12 protein-coding genes are annotated in these 15,409 nt (G+C 74.2%); 5 read left to right on the top strand and 7 right to left on the bottom strand.

Annotation, left to right across the window (positions count from 1 at the left end):
- Positions 1-5 precede the first annotated feature (5 nt).
- Entirely contained in the window at positions 6-2,036 is a 2,031-nt protein-coding gene (locus Sm713_RS37595; RefSeq protein WP_212914408.1) for a SpoIIE family protein phosphatase, read from the bottom strand.
- A gap of 140 nt (positions 2,037-2,176) precedes the next feature.
- Between Sm713_RS37595 and Sm713_RS37590 the strand changes: the two genes are divergently transcribed.
- Entirely contained in the window at positions 2,177-2,482 is a 306-nt protein-coding gene (locus Sm713_RS37590) for a hypothetical protein (protein ID WP_212914407.1), read from the top strand.
- 97 nt (positions 2,483-2,579) lie between these two features.
- Entirely contained in the window at positions 2,580-3,098 is a 519-nt protein-coding gene (locus Sm713_RS37585; RefSeq protein WP_249416936.1) for a hypothetical protein, read from the top strand.
- A 77-nt stretch (positions 3,099-3,175) separates the two neighbouring features.
- Here Sm713_RS37585 and Sm713_RS37580 read toward each other — a convergent pair whose 3' ends face one another.
- The gene (locus Sm713_RS37580) at positions 3,176-5,569 is read right to left on the bottom strand and encodes an FUSC family protein (protein WP_212914406.1); all 2,394 of its coding nucleotides are present in this window, start codon (positions 5,567-5,569) and stop codon (positions 3,176-3,178) included.
- A gap of 177 nt (positions 5,570-5,746) precedes the next feature.
- Here Sm713_RS37580 and nhaA point away from each other — a divergent pair, with 177 nt between their 5' ends.
- Complete coding sequence (nhaA, locus tag Sm713_RS37575) at positions 5,747-7,630, top strand: Na+/H+ antiporter NhaA (protein ID WP_212914405.1); 1,884 nt, start codon at positions 5,747-5,749, stop codon at positions 7,628-7,630.
- 192 nt (positions 7,631-7,822) lie between these two features.
- Positions 7,823-8,710, top strand: a complete 888-nt coding sequence (locus Sm713_RS37570) for an LLM class F420-dependent oxidoreductase (protein WP_212914404.1) — start codon at positions 7,823-7,825, stop codon at positions 8,708-8,710.
- A 97-nt stretch (positions 8,711-8,807) separates the two neighbouring features.
- On the opposite strand, the gene Sm713_RS37565 is transcribed toward Sm713_RS37570, so the two are convergent.
- Positions 8,808-10,052, bottom strand: coding sequence for a phosphodiester glycosidase family protein (locus tag Sm713_RS37565; protein WP_374196116.1), 1,245 nt, complete (start codon positions 10,050-10,052; stop codon positions 8,808-8,810).
- A gap of 243 nt (positions 10,053-10,295) precedes the next feature.
- Entirely contained in the window at positions 10,296-10,823 is a 528-nt protein-coding gene (locus Sm713_RS37560; RefSeq protein ID WP_212914403.1) for a cupin domain-containing protein, read from the bottom strand.
- A gap of 177 nt (positions 10,824-11,000) precedes the next feature.
- On the opposite strand from Sm713_RS37560, the gene Sm713_RS37555 reads away from it, so the two are divergent.
- A complete protein-coding gene (locus Sm713_RS37555) occupies positions 11,001-11,651 on the top strand; it encodes a TetR/AcrR family transcriptional regulator (RefSeq protein ID WP_212914402.1) in 651 nt (216 codons plus the stop codon).
- A gap of 59 nt (positions 11,652-11,710) precedes the next feature.
- On the opposite strand, the gene Sm713_RS37550 is transcribed toward Sm713_RS37555, so the two are convergent.
- The 3 genes from Sm713_RS37550 to Sm713_RS37540 all read right to left on the bottom strand — a co-directional run bounded on the left by Sm713_RS37550 (position 11,711) and on the right by Sm713_RS37540 (position 15,358).
- Positions 11,711-13,501 carry a cell wall metabolism sensor histidine kinase WalK gene (locus tag Sm713_RS37550; protein ID WP_249416935.1) on the bottom strand — a complete coding sequence of 597 codons (1,791 nt, stop codon included), beginning with the start codon at positions 13,499-13,501 and terminating at the stop codon, positions 11,711-11,713.
- 152 nt (positions 13,502-13,653) lie between these two features.
- Positions 13,654-14,352 carry a response regulator transcription factor gene (locus Sm713_RS37545; protein WP_212914401.1) on the bottom strand — a complete coding sequence of 233 codons (699 nt, stop codon included), beginning with the start codon at positions 14,350-14,352 and terminating at the stop codon, positions 13,654-13,656.
- A 181-nt stretch (positions 14,353-14,533) separates the two neighbouring features.
- Positions 14,534-15,358 carry a L,D-transpeptidase family protein gene (locus Sm713_RS37540; protein ID WP_212914400.1) on the bottom strand — a complete coding sequence of 275 codons (825 nt, stop codon included), beginning with the start codon at positions 15,356-15,358 and terminating at the stop codon, positions 14,534-14,536.
- Positions 15,359-15,409 lie beyond the last annotated feature (51 nt).

Here is a 15,409-nt window from a genome sequence, read left to right as displayed (position 1 = left end):
CCCGGTCAGGGCAGCGGCTGCTCCGTCCAGATGGTCTTGCCGCCGTCGGTGCGGCGCATGCCCCAGCGCGTGGTCGTCTGCGCGACCAGGTAGAGCCCGCGCCCGCCCTCGTCGTCGTCCTCCGCATGGCGCAGGTGCGGCGCCGCGCCGCTCCTGTCGGTGACCTCGCAGATCAGCGAGCCGTCCCGGATCAGCCGCAGGTCGACCGGGCCGCTGGAGTAGCGGAGCGCGTTGGTCACCAGCTCGCTGGCGATCAGCTCGGTGGTGAAGCCAAGGTCGGCCAGGCCCCATTCGGCGAGCCGCTGCTGCACCAGGCGGCGGGCCTCGGCGACGCTCTCCGGCCTGCTCGGCAGCGTCCAGGACGCCACCTGGTGGGGGGCGAGGGCCCGGGTCCTGGCCAGCAGCAGCATGGCGTCGTCGACCGGGTCCTCGGGCAGCAGCCAGGCCGCGAGGTCGTCGCAGATGTCCCAGAGCCTCGAACCCGGCCGGCTCAAAGCCTGCTCGTAGATGTGCAGTTCCTCCCGCGTGTCGGTCATGGCCAGGCCGGCGTTGCGCAGGCAGAGCACGGTGCCCGGTGGCAGCTCGAACCGGGTGGTCGTGTAGTCGGCCACCCCTCGCCCCAGCACCGGTCCCTGCGGCACCTCGGGGATCTCGGCGCGGCCGTCGGGCCACACGAGCACCGGCGGGGGGTGGCCCGCACTGGCCAGGTCGCAGGCGCGCATCACGGGGTCGTAGATCGCGTAGAGGCAGGTCGCCGTGAGGTGCACCGGGGAGTCGATGCGCGACGGGTACTCCCGGGCGAGCTGCGCGGTCATGTCGTGCAGCCGTTCGAGGAGTTCTTCGGTGGACAGGTCCATCACGGCCAGGGCGCCGACGACCGTGCGCAGCCTGCCCATGGTGACCACGGCGGGCATCCCGCGGCCGGAGACGTCGCCGGCGACGAGGGCCACCCGGGAGCCGGACAGGGAGATGACGTCGTACCACGCTCCGCCGGAGGCGAACGGCAGGTACGTGTACGCGGTCTCGACCGCCGCGTGCTCCGGCAGGCTGACGGGCAGCAGGTTGCGCTGCACGAGGCGGGCCCGGGTGTGCTCGCGCGTGTAGTGGCGGGCGTTGTCGATGCAGGTCGCCGCCCGGCTGGCCACATCGGCTGCGAGCCCGAGGTCGGGCTCGTCGAAGGCGGGCGAGTCCCCGGCCCGGTAGAAGGAGGCGATGCCGAGCACCACCCCGCGGGCCGTCAGCGGCACCGCGATCAGGGAGTGCAGGCCCGCTTCCCTGATCAGTTTCGCCAGCACCTCGTTCCTGGTCAGCCAGGCGTCGTCGGGGGTGAGCCTGCGCACCAGGCGGGGCCGGAGGTCGGAGAGCGCCTGCGAGTACGGCGTGCCGTAGTGCAGCATGCGCACCGCGCCGAGACCGTAGACGTTGCGGGCCCGCACGCCGGCCGCGGCGCGGTGGCCGGCCCTGCGTACGGTCAGCCGGTCGTACAGCGGGCCGGGCGCGGGGGCGTCGCCGCGCAGTACGGAGTCGAGGACCTCCACGGACACCATGTCCGCGAGGCCCGTCACCACGACGTCGGCGAGTTCCTGGGCGGTGCGGAAGATGTCCAGGGTGGTGCCGATGTCCTCGCTCGCGCGGTGCAGCAGTTCCAGGCGGCGCTGGGCCCGCCACCGCTCCGTGATGTCGATGGTGGTGACGGCCACCCCCACCGGCCGCGTACCGTCCTCCTCCAGCCGGAACGCCGACATGGACAGCATCCGATCCTGCGGGTAGGGCACCGCCATGCGCATCAGGTAGGTGTGCTCGACCAGCGGCTCGCCCGTCTCCAGTACCCGCCGCAGCCTCTCCTCGACCTCCTCGGTGGCGAGCCCCGACTCCCTCAGCGTCCTGCCGACCACGTTGGCGGGGTCGATCCCCTCCACTCCGCAGGAGGCCGTGTTGCTCCGCACCACGAGCAGGTCGCGGTCCATGACGTGCAGCCCGACGGGGGACTGCGTGAAGAGCATCTTCAGCAGCGCCGCACCGTAGTCAGGATCCATGCCGCCCCGGCCTCCTCGGCGCACTCCGGTCAGGCGCCGTGGAATCCAGTCAATCCCCGTCGTGACCGGTCGGCAGTCCGTGCGACCCGGACGGCTGAACGGCCGGCCGGCGAGCCGCGCCCCCGCACGCACACGGCGGGATGGGCGCTGCCACGGGCGTGGCGGAGGTGCGCGCCGATCCGGACCCCGGGCCGGGCTTCCACCCGGGCAGGCGGTACGAGGTCATCCGGTTCGACGAGGTCCCGGAGGTACCGGAGCTCCCGGAGGTACCGGAGATCGAGACCATCCTCGTCGACCACCCCGACCAGCCCCCGCTCGGCGCCGGAGAGCCCCCGATGGCGTCATGGGCGGTGCCATCGGCAACGCCCCGTACGCCGCCGCCGGGCGAGCCCTTGCGGACGCTGCCGTTCACGCCGGAGAGGGTGAGGGCCGCAGCCGACGGGTGACGGCGGCGCCGGGCGGGTGAGGACGGCGCGCCTCTGCGCGGGGTGCGCGCGGCGCTGCTACACCTCGGAGCGGGGCCGATGCCCGGGAGGTTGCGCCGTGGCGGACACGACATCCGAGCCCGCGTCCGAGGGCCTCCGCACGGATCCGGTGCAGCGGCGGCTCTTCGCCGGGGTGTACGGCACGGTCCTGACCAGTGCGATGGCGTCCGCGCTGGGCAATGACAGCTCTCCGCCCGATCCGGGCTACGACGCGCTGTGGGTGCTGTTCACCGTCCTCGCCGCGGCGGGCGCGCACGGCTTCGCGCACACCATCGCGCAGCGCACCTCACAGGGCAGGACCGCCCCGGTGGGCACCCTGCACTCGGTCCTGGAGGAGTGGCCGCTGGTCGCGGTGGCGCTGCCGACCGTCGCCGCGCTGGCGGGCGCCTACGCCGGGTGGTGGAGCGAGGACGCGGGCGTCGCGGCCTCGCTCGGCATCAACACGGCGGCCCTGTTCGGCTGCGGCCTGTGGTCGGCCAGGCTGGCCGGGCGCGGCTGGTTCGCGGCGTGCCGGGCGGGCCTCGCGGACATGCTGCTCGGGTTGCTGATCGTGGTCGGCAACGCGCTCATCAAGTGACCGGTCGCGCCCCATCGCCCTACCGGCCACACCCACCCCCGTATGGGCCCCGGCCCCACCCCCTGCGGGCCCCGGCCTCAGGCCCGCTTCGAACGCGGTGGCTGGCGGCGGAGCGTCGGGCGGCGTGAGCCGGTGGCCACGTCCCGCTGGTACTCCGCCACGATCCGGGCCGGCTCGGCCATCGAGACCTGGATCCGGCGCGCCACGTCGAGGTGGTCCGCCGTCCAGACGACCTTGACGGCGGTCCGGGACGCCTCGTCGGTGGGCACTGGCGTTGCGCGGCCCGTGCGGGCCAGGTCGCTCCGGACCGCCTCGGCCATCTCGCTGTCCAGAGCCGCGAGGGAGGACAGCCGGCCGGGCACTCTCCCGTATCCGGCCAGTGCGTGGGCCGTCCGCTGGTACCAGTCGGCGAGCAGGGCACCGGCGCGCAGCATCTCGCCGCGTGCGGCGCCCGCACCCGCGGTATGCGCCGGTTCGTGGGACCAGAGCCCGAGGATGGCGTCGGCGGTCAGCCGGAGCACGGCGACGGCGGTGATCAGGGCCGTCACGTCGGCGAGCGGCAGATGCTTGGTGCCGCGCTCCACGAGGAAGCCCCGCCATGCGTCGTCCAGCCGCCGTGCGGCCGCGGCGGCCCGGCGCTGCTCGTCCCGCGCGGCGCGTGCTCCGATCTCGTGCGCGTCGTACCGGGCCACCGCGTAGTCGACGGTGCTGCGCAGGTAGCGGGCGCTGGCGGCGAAGGCCTCGGCCAGCACCCGGCCCAGCTCCGTGACCGCGCCACGCGGCCAGAACAGCGCTCCGGCCAGCAGGCTCACCCCGCACCCGATGGCGACGTCCTCGATGCGGATCAGGCCGGTGTGCCAGCCCATCGGCGCGATGATGTCGAAGAGGATCAGCAGGGTGACGGTGAAACCCGCCTGGCCCGCGGCGAACGAGATGGTGGCGGGCGCGAGCCCGGTGAACAGCACGGCCAGGGGAAAGAGCAGCCAGCTCCCGGTGGGATAGGGGCCGAGCGCGACGATCAGCGCGCCTCCCACGATGATGCCCGCCACGGTGCCGGCCAGCCCGCGCACGGCGTTCTCCCCGGTGAGCACCGCGTTGGACCGGAGCACCGCCAAGGCGCCGAACACCGCCCAGAAGGCGTGCTGGACACCGAGGAGCTGGGCCACCGTGACCGCCAGGGCGAGCGCCACCGCGCCCCGGATGCTGTTGTGCAGCCACACCGAGTGCGGCTCGACATGGGCGCCGGCCCGCTCCCCGGCCGACTCCAGCGCGGACGGCACCCCCGGCGGCCTGCGGCCCAGCAGCCGCTGCCACCAGGACCTGCGGTACGCGGCGACGGTGAGTGCGATGGTCTCGGCCATGGCGGAGACGGCTGTGCTCATCTCGTGGGCGCGGAAGTCCGGTTCGAGCGAGTTGACGAAACCGGCCACCGCGGCACGCTGGTCCTCACCGGCCAGGGCGGCGGACGAGCGCAGCGGCAGCGCGGAGACCACGGTGTGCGCCATGTCGGCGCGTGCGGCGGCCAGGCGGCGGGCGGCCTCCCGCAGGCCCGGCGGGTCGCCGGCGGCCGTCCTCAGCTCACGGGCGCCTTCCTCCAGCAGGTCGGCAGCGGCTCGCCTGACCTCGTGCACGGCGGGATCGGCCGGCATGGGACCGTGGCCGGCCGGGGTCCGGTCCAGGATGTCCGCGAGCCACACCACCTGGTCGATCAGCCGCACCAGCATCCGCGCCTCCATGCTCAGGCCGGTGGGGCGGTAGGGCGCGCGGAAGTACGCGTGCCGCAGCGCACGCACCGCATCGGCGGCCTCGCGGGCCAGCCCGCCGGGTGCGGCACGGCGGTTTTCGGCGCCGCCGGTCGGGCCGGTGCCGTCACCGCCGCGCTCCCCCGCGCCGGCGTCCGGCCCGGCCTCCGCGCGCAGCCTGCGCGCCAGCAGGTCGCAGGCGCGCACGGTGGCGAGGCGCATCGGTTCGCGCTCGGGCGCGGGCCACAGCAGGCCGACGGCGGCCACCGAGGCGGCGCCGGCCAGCAGCCAGCCCTCGAGCCGTTCGGGGATCGCGTCCACGGAGGCGGGCAGGGACACCGAGAGGATGAGACCGGCCAGCAGCGCCGTGGAGGCGGCGGCGAGCGCCGAACTGACCACACCCGCGAAGAGCACCGCGAACCCGACCGCGAGGGTGACCAGCGCCGCCAGCCACACCCGGGTCGAGGCGAGGGTGCCCAGGCAGACCAGCACCGCCCCGCAGAGCACCAGCGCGGCCTGCTGGGCCACCCGCTGCCGGACGCGACCCGAGAAGTCCACGAAGAGCAGCCCGGAGATCGAGCAGAAGGACGCGAAGAGCCCCATGGTGGGGTTGCCGATGACGCGGTCGGCGAGGGCGAAGGTCCCGGGCGCCACGATTCCGGCACGGCACGACCTGCGCAGCGCGGCCAGGTCGGGATCACGCCTGCGCAGCGCCTCCAGGAGTTTCACGGAGTCCTCCGGTCGCGGCCGTGGTCCCGGCGGCCATGTTGCTCCTCGCCGAGCGAAACATTGATCGATTACGGTTACGGCTCAGGCGACGGTACTTCCTGCCGAGCGGTCGGCCGAGGCATCCACGCCGGAGGGAGAGGCATCGACGCCGGGAAGGCCGGAAAGAGGGGGACAGCGATGAGCCGCCCGCAGGACGCAGACGCCGGCTACTCCGCGTACAGCGCGTGGACCAGGAACCTGACCACGCCGCTGCGGGAGTTCCTGCGCACCGAGGTGGGCAGCGCCGTGGTGCTCCTGCTGGCCACCGTGTCCGCCGTGGCCTGGGCCAACGCGGCTCCCGCCGGGTACGACTCGTTCTGGCGCACCGACCTGGTGGTACGGGTGGGCGGCCACGGCCTCGCCCAGGACCTGCGGCACTGGATCAACGGCGGCCTGATGGCGTTCTTCTTCTTCGTCGTCGGCCTGGAGGCGCGCCGTGAACTCGACATGGGCGAGCTGCGCGAGCGCCGGCAGGTGGTGGTGCCGCTGCTGGCCGGGCTCAGCGGCATGCTGGTGCCGGTCGGGATCTACCTCGCCTTCAACGCCGGCGGCTCCACCGCGCACGGCTGGGGCGCCGCGATGTCCACGGACACGGCGTTCTCGCTGGGGCTCCTGGCGCTGTTCGGCTCCCGCTTCCCGCATGTGCTGCGCACGTTCATCCTGACCGTGACGGTCGTCGACGACCTGGTGGCGCTGGCCGTGATCACGATCGTGTACAGCGGCTCGGTGTCGCGGACGGCCCTGCTGGTCGGGGTGGGCATGCTCGCGCTGGTCCTGGTGCTGCACACCGCCGGCGTGCGGCGCGGACCGGTGGACGCCGTGCTGGGGGTGGCGGCCTGGGTCGCGTTCTTCGCGTCGGGCGTCGAGGCCGTCGTCGTCGGGCTGGTCATGGGGCTGCTCACCTACGCGCGCCCGGCGTCCCGCAGCGACCTGGAACGGGCCAGCGACCTCTTCCGGGAGTTCCGCGAGCAGCCGACGCCGGATCTGGAGCGCTCGGCCCGCAGGGGTCTGGCCGAGGCGCTGTCGCCGAACGAGCGGTTGCAGCGGCTCTTCCACCCCTGGACCAGCTATGTGTTCGTGCCGCTCTTCGCGCTCGCCAACGCCGGCGTGACGCTCAGCACCGACCTGCTCTCCGATGCCGTGCACTCCCCCGTCACCTGGGGCATCCTGCTCGGCTACACGATCGGCAAGCCGTGCGGGATCGTCGGCTCGACCTGGCTGGCATTCCGGTTCAGCAAGGGCCGGCTCCGCCCGGGCACCGGCTGGGCGGGGGTCGCGGCGGGCGGGACCATCGCGGGCATCGGCTTCACGGTGTCCCTGCTGATCGCGAGCCTGGCGTTCCACGGCGAGCATCTGGCGGAGGCCAAGCTCGGAGTGCTCGGGGCGGTCATCTGCGCCCTGCCGACCACCTGGGCGGTGTCGCTGGTCGTCTCCCTCCTTACGCCGCGCTGGCGGACCCGGGCGCTGTACGGCACGGCCCAGGGCCTGGTCGACCTCGCGGAACCGGTCGACCCGGAGCGCGACCATGTGCGCGGCCCGCAGGACGCGCCGGTCACGCTCGTCGAGTACGGCGACTTCGAGTGCCCGTACTGCGGGCAGGCCGAGCAGATCGTCCGGGATCTGCTGCGGGAGTTCGGGGACGAGGTGCGCTACGTGTGGCGGCACCTGCCGCTGAGCGATGTCCACCCGCACGCGTGGCTGGCCGCGGAGGCCACGGAGGCGGCCGCCGAGCAGGGCGCGTTCTGGGAGATGCACGCCCTGCTGCTCGAACATCAGGGGGAGCTGGACCGCCGGGATCTGCTGCGCTACGCCGAGGAGATCGGGCTCGACCCGGAGAGGTTCCGCCGCGACCTGCGCGGCAAGTCCGGGGCGGTGCGCATCGCGCAGGACATGGAGTCCGCCGACCTGAGCGGGGTGTCGGGGACGCCGTCGTTCTTCGTCAACGGGCGCAGGCACCACGGCTCGTACGACATCGAGAACCTGTCCGCCGCGGTGCAGGCGGCAGCGGCGACGGCGCAGTAGTGGATCGGCGCCGTTGGCCTGCCGAACGGTCGCGCTGCCCGCCGAACGGGTGGCGCGGGCCGGCCCGCCGGCATGTGCGGATTCGGCGGAGCCGAGGGATCCGCGAGGGTGAGGGGCGGCCGTCGCGGGCGCCTGCCGGCGGCGGACCGCCGAGGAGGAATAATCGTGACGGGTGGGTTCGCTGGTGGTGGCATGAGTTCCGACAAGCTTGAGTTGTTCGGCCGCATCGGCATCTGGAGCCCCGCGCTGCGCACGGCGGACGCCGACCCGGCACGCCGCGGCGAGGTCACCGAGGCGGTGGCCGCCCTCGACGAGTTGGGGTACGGCACCGTGTGGATCGGGGCGAGTCCCTCGGTGGCCGACGCCGCGAACCTCGTGCAGGCCACCCCCCGCATCACCGTCGCCACTGGCATCCTCAGCATCTGGTCGCACACCGCCGAGGACGTCGCGGCGCAGACGGCCCAGATCGAGGAGCGCGCACCGGGCCGCTTCGTCCTCGGCATCGGCGTCAGCCACGACGCCCTGACGCCCGACTACGCGAAGCCGTACTCGCGCATGGTGGAGTACCTCGACGCCCTGGACGCGGCGGCACGCCCCGTGCCCGCGGAGCGCCGGGTGCTCGCCGCGCTCGGGCCGAAGATGCTGAGGCTCTCCGCCGAGCGGGCCGGCGGTGCCCACCCGTACCTCATCACCGTCCAGCACGTGCGCCAGGCGCGGGAGCTGCTCGGTCCCGAGCCGCTGCTGGCGCCCGAGCTCAAGGTGGTCCCGGAGCCCGACCTGGAGAAGGCCCGCACCATCGCCCGCGGCGTCCTCGCGATGTACCTCCAGCTGCCCAACTACACGAGCAACCTGCTCCGGCTGGGCTTCGAGGAGGGCGACTTCGAGAACGGCGGCAGCAACCGCCTGCTGGACGCGCTCTTCGCCCTGGGCGGCATCGAGGAGATCCAGGCCCGTGTGGAGGAGTTCCACGCCGCGGGCGCCGACCACGTCGCCCTCCAGGTCCTCACGGAGCGGTCGCCCGAGGGGGTCCTGCCCCTGGACGAGTGGCGGGAGCTGTCGGCGGCCTTCTCGCTCCGCTGATCCGCCGTCCCGCGGCCCGGGTCCCCGAACCGAGGGGCCCGGGCGACCGGCTCGGGGGGCGGGCCGCATCCGCGGCCCGCCCCTCATCTCTGCCGCGTCAGCGCCGCGAGAAGACGCCGATCCCGTTGGGCACGGGGCGCTCCGCCCCGCCGCCGGGGTGGTTGCGGACCGTCACCTGGGCGGCTCCGGGGTCGCGGGTGACGAGGGTGGTGGAGCCTCCCCCGTCGAGGTTGACGGCGTCGTCGGCGCCGAAGCCCCTCATCGCCGTGGCCAGTTCGCCGATCGTGAGGCCCGCGCTGGTCTCGGCGTCGCCGTCCAGGGCGAGCAGGTAGAGCATCCGGCCGTGCGAGCCGACGCCGGCCGCCGTGCGGGTCGCGGCGGTGACGGTGTTCAGCCCGGCCAGCGGGCTCCCGTCCCGCAGCACGGGGAAGCCGCCGACCGCGAACCGCAGCGGGACGCGGCCCTCGCCGGCGAGGTGGTGGGAGACCCGTACGCGCGCGCCCGGCGTCAGGGCGCGCAGCTCGTCGGCGCCCTTCTCGCGGCCGACGAGGACCGTGCTCCCCGGTGCGATGGGACCGGAGCCGGGGGTGTCGGCGACGGACACGACGCGGCCGGCGCGCACGGTCACCTCGTAGGTGTCGGTGCTGCACGGCGCCTCGCGCACGGTGTCCGTGCCGCAGGTGGAGCGGGCGCGGGAGACGCTGCCCCAGTCGGAGGTGTAGGCGCCGACGCCGTTCTCCGGCAGCGCGTACTGGTTGAAGCCGCCCAGCGGCAGGGTGGCGGAGCCGGTGCGCACCGTTCCCTTGAGCGAGAGGGTGTCGAGGCGTCCCTTGCGGTCGTAGCCGACCCCGATGACGTCCCGGGTGGAGGTGCCGGGCGGCAGCCCGGGGCCGAACCGCTGCCCGTTCGGCACGGCGGCCTTGACCTGGTGTCCGCCGGCGATGGCGGGACCGTCGGAGGAGCCGGTGGGCGTGATGCCGGGGTGGGTCTCGGAGATGTTGAAGAAGTCGCCGTTCACGCCGGCCACCGCGTGCTGCGCGTCGGCGAGCGCGGACACGGGCTCGCGGTCGGTGACCGAGGTGCCGTGCAGCAGGTCGACGGAGACATGCGGGTTGCGCAGGTCCACGGTGACCAGGTGGCCGTCGATCCGGCCGTGGGACGCGGTGAAGTCGACGTTCTGGTAGGTCACACCGGGTGCGACCGGGGTCGCCTCGGCTGTGGCGACGGCCACCGGCTGCGTGGCGCTCGCCCCCTGCGAGGCGGCCACCGCCGGCCCGGTGCCCGCGATCCCGCCCGCCACGAGCACACCGCACGCGGCAAGGGCGACCGCGGTGGACCGCACCCATCTGGATTCCCGGACAGCTCTCCGTGCCACAGCCCCACCCCTGACGTCTCGGCGTCGTCACATCACTGCGTTCAGCCGAGACTTCAGCACGCGCGGGCGCGGGGCGGAAGAGGGCCCGGGCGGTTGTTGGCCGGGCGCTTGCGGCGTGTTCACCGTGGGCCGCCGCCCGTTCAGTTGCCGTGGTTTCGGGCGTCCCGCCCGAGGACGCCCGCGACCACGGCCGGAGCGCCGGCCCGCGCGTCAGCCGGCGGGCGGTGCCGGCGGAGTACGCAGCTGACCGTTCTCGTCCAGGTCGGCCGGGGTGCTGCCGGGCGGGCCGAGCACGACGTCGCCCAGCTCGGTGCAGACGGCCAGGAACCGCTCGAAGTCGAGCTCGGTACTGGCGTCGGCCAGCCGGGCCGGGGTGGCGGCACGGGCGATGAGCTCGGCGAAGCCGGCGGGCGAGGTGATGTTGAGAAGGCGGGCGCCGTCGGCGCCAGCCTTGATGGCATGCGGCACGTGCAGCGGCACGGTGGCGAAGTCACCCGACTTCAGGCTTGCCTCCTCGGAGCCGGCCCAGACCGTGACCGAACCCGAGAGCACCCACAACCGCTCCTCGTACCGGGTGTGCAGGTGCAGCGGAGTCATCGACCCTGCCGGCTGGGAGGCGTCGACCAGGTCGTGCCGCCCCTCCGTCTCGGCGCCGGTGGTCAGGATCTTGACGCGCAGCTCCTGGCCCAGCACGAACTCGCGGTCTTCCGCGCCCGGCGTCGTGAAGAAGTGACTCATGGTGGAACCTGTCTTTCGGATCTCGGAGACGAGACATGGGGGCTGGTCGGCGGGGGCGCTTCGGGGGGCGGGGTCGACCGTGGCCGCGGCCCTGACGGATCGCCCCGTGACACCGAGCATAATTCGTTATGGGCACCCTATATCCAATGCCGGGTCCCGATGGAAGGTGAGAAGAGGATGGCCGCTGAATCCCCGGGCAGGACCGGTCGGGCGTACCGGTCCCCGCGCCGTGCCCAGGCCGCCGAGGAGACCCATGCCAGGATCCTGGACGCGGCGCGGCGGCTGTTCCTGGAGCACGGCTACGCGCCGGTCACCGTCGGGGACATAGCGCGGGCGGCCGGGACCGCGGTGCCCACCGTCTACGCGAGCACCGGGGGCAAGGCGGCCGTCCTGGCCACGATCATCGACGCCGCGGTCCGCGACCCGATCGTCGAGCACACCCTCGCGGAGGTGCGGGCCGCCGCGGACGCCCGGGAGGCCGTGCGCCGCACGGCACACGGCGTGCGGACGGACAACGAGCGCTACCACGACGTCGTCCGGGTCATGGTGACGGCCGCGGCGACGGACGAGAGCGCCGCCGAGACGCTGGCCGCGGCCGACGCCGACTACCGCGCGGCGCTCGCCGACGTCGCGGCCGGACTCGACGGCCGCGGGGCGCTCCGCCCGGGACTGGCCCTCGGCAAGGCCACCGACATCCTCTGGTTCCTCCTGGGGCACCAGGCCTGGCACCTGTACGTGGCCGAGCTGGGCTGGTCCTGGGACGAGGCGGAGCGCTGGCTGGGCGAGCAGGCCGCCATCGCCCTGCTGGCCCCGGACCCGTCCGGCTGAGGACGGCGCGCTCGCACCGCCTAGGCCGTCCGGACCCGGCAGCGGGCCCGGCGTCCGGCTCAGCCGGCACCGCTCCCGGACACCGGGGGCGGCTCCGGACGGGACGGCAGGCCGAGGCGGAAGACGGAGCCGGCGCCCGGCTCGCTCTCGGCGGTCACGGTGCCGCCGTGCGCGCCGGCGAGCTGGCGGACGATCGCGAGGCCGAGCCCGCTGCCGCCGGTGCGCCTGCTGCGGGACTTCTCGGCCCGCCAGAACCGGTCGAAGACGTGCGGCAGGTCCTGAGGAGCAATACCGCTGCCGGTGTCGGCCACCTCGAAGAGCACCAGGTCGCCGTCCGTCCGGGCGCTCAGCGTGATGCTGCCGCCCGCGGGGGTGTGGCGGACGGCGTTGGAGACGAGGTTGCCGAGCGCCTGCCGCATCCGGACCGGGTCGGCCTCCACCCAGGGGTCGCCCTGCACGGTCGTGGCCAGCCGGATCCCCCCGGCCCCGGCCGCGACCCGGTGGGCGGCGGCGACCTGTTCGAGGAGCTCGTCGGCGCCCACCGGCTCCTTGTGCAGGCGGAGCGTGCCGGCGTCGGCGGCAGCGAGGTCCTGGAGGTCGTCGATGACGCGTTGCAGCACCACCGCCTCGTCGTGGAGGGCGGCCAGCAGGTCCGGGTCGGGGGCGACGATGCCGTCCCGGGCGACCTCCAGCCAGCCGCGGATGTTGGTGAGCGGGGTGCGCAGCTCGTGGGCGATGTCGCTGACCATCGCCTTGCGCTGCGCCTCGATGCGCTCGCGGCGCTCGGTGAGGTCGTTGAAGGCGGCGGCGAGGATGCCCGTCTCGTCCCGGGTGCCGACCGGCACGCGCAGCTGCCGCTCCGGCATCTGCCGGGCGGCCTGGGTGAGGGCGCGCAGCGGCCGGACCAGCCGCAGGCCGACGACGACGGTCACCGCGACGGTGAGTGCGAGCACGAGCGCGGCGACCGCCACCACCTTGGCCTTGTTGGCCGTGGACATGTCGAACGACGGCTGGACGGTGTCGGCGCCGCCGAGGAACAGCTCCGCGGCCGGGGCGACATAGGGGTCGAGCTGCGCGCGGCGCGCCGAGCCGAGGCAGTCCTCCGCCCGCTGGTTCTCCGCGGCGGTGTGCCCCGCAGGGTCCTTGAAGGAGTAGCGGTACGTGAAGTGCTGGGCGCCGAAGTCGATCGACAGGTAGGGCGGCTTGATCGCGGCCGAGCTCTGTCCGTTCCTCGTGAGACAGGCCTGGGCGTCGTCGATGAGCTTCTTCCCGGCTTGCTCCTCCGTCGGCACCGGGGTGTTGAGCATGCCGTCGGCACACTCCTGCGGGACGCTCACGTCGGTGGAGCCGTCCTCGCCGACCAGGACGGACCGGCCGGTCGGCGTCTGGACGACGCGCGTGTCGACACCGCCCTTCCGGGCGCAGGTGCTGCGCGTCTCGGCCAGCATCCGGACCTTCCGGCGCTCCGGTCCGGTCAGCCGGTACGGGCCGACCGCACGCGGATCGATGCCGGTGATCTGGGCCCCGGGTTCGGTGTAGGTGTCGGTGTGCAGCGGGTCGACGGTGGCGGCCGCCCTCGGTGGCAGCGGGATCCGGCCGGCGGCGGAGTCCGCGATGGGCTTGCGGTCGGCGGTGGTCAGGGCGATGCGCCGGCCGGTCTTGCGGGAGAGGGTGCGCAGTTCGCCCGAGACGCCGGTCCAGCTCGGGTGCATGGCGGCCCAGCCGCTCAGCTGCCGCAGGATGTCGGTGTCCTCGGAGAGCACCTGGCCCTGTTCCTCGCGGATGGCGCTGGTGGTGGTCTGCACGGCCAGCCAGGCGGTGCCGGCCACCGAGCACGCGGCAATCAGCACCGAGGTGAACAGGAGCCTGACCAGCAGGCTCCGGTGCAGGGGTATGGCGCGCCCGGCCCCCCGGGGCTCGGACCCGGTCCCGCGCGGGTCGCGGCCGGTGCTGCCGGGGCCTCGCCTGAGCCGCAGGAGGCGCCGGAGCCGGGACAGGCCCTTCACAGCCGCTCGCCGTTGAGCTTGTACCCCACGCCGAACACGGTGAGGAGGCGGACGGGCCGCCTCGGGTCGGGCTCTATCTTCCTGCGGAGGTTCATGATGTGGGCGTCGACGGCCCGCTCGGTGGAGGCCCTGTCGATGCCCCGGGTGCACTGGAGGAGCTGCCTGCGGGAGAACACCCGGCCCGGTTCGGACGCCATCGCCAGCAGGATCTCGTACTCGCCCGGGGTGCACTCGACCGGTGACCCGTCGCAGTGCACCTCGTGGCGCTCCGGGTCGACGGCGAGCCCGGCGGCCCGCACCACCGGGCTGGCGGCCCGTCCGGTCCCCTGACGTCTGCTGCGCCGGAGCACCGTGCGGATCCGGGCCATCAGCTCCCGCGGGCTGTACGGCTTGGTCATGTAGTCGTCCGCGCCGAGCTCCAGGCCGAGCAGCACGTCGTCCTCGGTGGAGCGTGCGGTGAGCATCAGGATGGGGATGTCGTCGTCCTGCCGCAGCGCCCGGCACACCCCGTACCCGTCGATCACCGGCAGCATCAGGTCCAGGACGATCAGGTCCGGTCTGCCGCGGCGGACCTCGTCGAGGGCGGACCGGCCGTCGTGGACCACGCCGGCGGTGTGGCCCTCCAACAGCAGGGAGCGGCGGATCAGCTCGGCCTGCATCTCGTCGTCCTCGGCGACCAGCACATATGCGCACACCCGGCCGATGCTAGGCCGATCCGGCGGCGCCCGGAGCGGGGGTGAGGGGCTTCCCACACGCTGACAGCTTCCTCACAACCGCGTGCGAGGGTGGGGGCGCCGGAGTGTGCCCGGGCCCCGGGCCCGGCTCCCGCAGCCCGTGCGCCCACCGGGGCCGGCGGACGGGGCCCGCGGGCCGGGGTCACTTGAGCAGGGCCGCCGCGTCGCCCATGACCACCACGGGGTGCCGGGCGGGGTCGAGCGTGTGCAGCAGGTCCTTCATGTGCGCCTTGCTGAGGCTGACACAGCCGTGGGTGGGGCCGCCGTGGTCGACGTGGAACCAGATGCCGCCGCCGCGCCCGTCGCCCAGCGGGCGCGTCCAGTCGAGCGGGGAGGTGCCCGGCTTGCGGTTGTAGTTGATGGCGACGACATAGTCGAAGGAGCCTTCCAGGGCCTCGCCCTCGAATCCGGTGCCGGTCGAGGAGAAGCCTCCCGTCGACTGGTCGTACGTGAGCCTGGTGCCGGGGTCGGCGAGGCGGCCGCCGGCGTCGGTGAGGGTGAAGACACCGATCGGGGAGCGCAGGTCCCCGGCATGGTGGTCGTCGCTCCAGCCGTGCAGGGCGTTGTGCGCGGGCCAGCTCTCCCCCGCCTCCCAACCCGCCGCGGTGCGGGTGTAGAGGACGGCGGTGGACAGCGGCGAGTTCCTGCTCCGGCCGGTCACCACGACGGCCTGGCGGGCGTCCGCCGGTACCCGCGCCCACGTCTTGGGGCCGAGGCCGGGGAGTTGCTGGGGTGCCACCTCCACGGACAGCGAGGGTCCGGGGGTGGGGGTCGCCTGGTCCTCGGCGGCGGCCGCCGTGCCGCTCCTGCCGTCGGAGGTGACTGCGCCGCAGCCGGACAGCAGCAACGCGCCCGCGAGGACCGCGGCCGGGACGGCGGGCACCCGGGGACGGGCGGCGCGGCCGGTCGGCGGGGCGTGGTCGGCGAGGGGGGCGGGGGCGGCGGTGCCGTGTTGCTTCCTGGTCATATCCGAGACTGTGACGGCCAGTTGTGAGGAACGCGTCAGGTCCCCGAGGTG

Source organism: Streptomyces sp. TS71-3 (assembly GCF_018327685.1).
In the GTDB taxonomy this organism is placed as follows: domain Bacteria; phylum Actinomycetota; class Actinomycetes; order Streptomycetales; family Streptomycetaceae; genus Streptomyces.
Note: the sequence above shows the minus strand (reverse complement) of the source record. Positions and strands in the feature narration are given on the sequence as shown.